Genomic DNA, 677 nt, shown 5'->3' on the forward strand with positions numbered 1-677 from the left:
GAAAGGTGAACGCGGTGGCCCTCGTACTGGCATGCATGAAGAGTGGATGCTTAAGGATCTCAACCTGACCGAGGCGCAGAAAAAGCAGGTTGGGGATATTATCCGCGATGCGCGCGATAACATGCGCAAAGTAATGCAGGACGAACACCGTGCAATGCGTGATGTGATTGCCGCAGACACGTTCGATGTGGCGAAAGCCCAAGCGCAGGTCAACAAGCAGGATGAGATTCATAAAGCGCGGATGGTAAGTCGTCTGGAGACGCAGAACAAGATCTATAACGTTCTGACGCCGGAGCAGAAAAAGCAGTTTAGCGAAAATTTTGATAACCGCATCAATCACAAGATGACAGAACCCGCTGAGAAGGCTGCTACTAAGTAATTCAGACTTTCTCTTCTGACAACCGCCTTACTCACTGTGCGAGCCTGTTTATAGGGCGGCCGATGAGAAGGCGGTTTTTTTACGCCAGACGATTACCGGCTGGCTGTCCGCGTGCGAGTAATGTGAGCCACTCGTTATGGGTTAGCTTGCGATAAAGCGGGCGTATGCGCTCCTTAACGAAGCGCAAAAGCGCCTGCTCATCCATGGATTCGGCCTTGGTCGGATAATCCCCCCAGCCACTGTCATACAGTTGGTAATAGAGGTTGATCAGTTAGCCGGTGGTCTTTGCAAAAAAACG

The 677-nt window shown here is 51.3% G+C and carries 1 protein-coding gene; it reads left to right on the forward strand.

Features of this window, described 5'->3' with window-relative positions; translation table 11 throughout:
• Positions 1-379 (forward strand): Spy/CpxP family protein refolding chaperone (locus J5224_RS33130; protein WP_264629144.1); only part of this gene is annotated, 379 nt, incomplete at its 5' end.
• Between the last annotated feature and the right edge of the window lie 298 nt (positions 380-677).

This window comes from Candidatus Symbiopectobacterium sp. NZEC135, assembly GCF_025962695.1.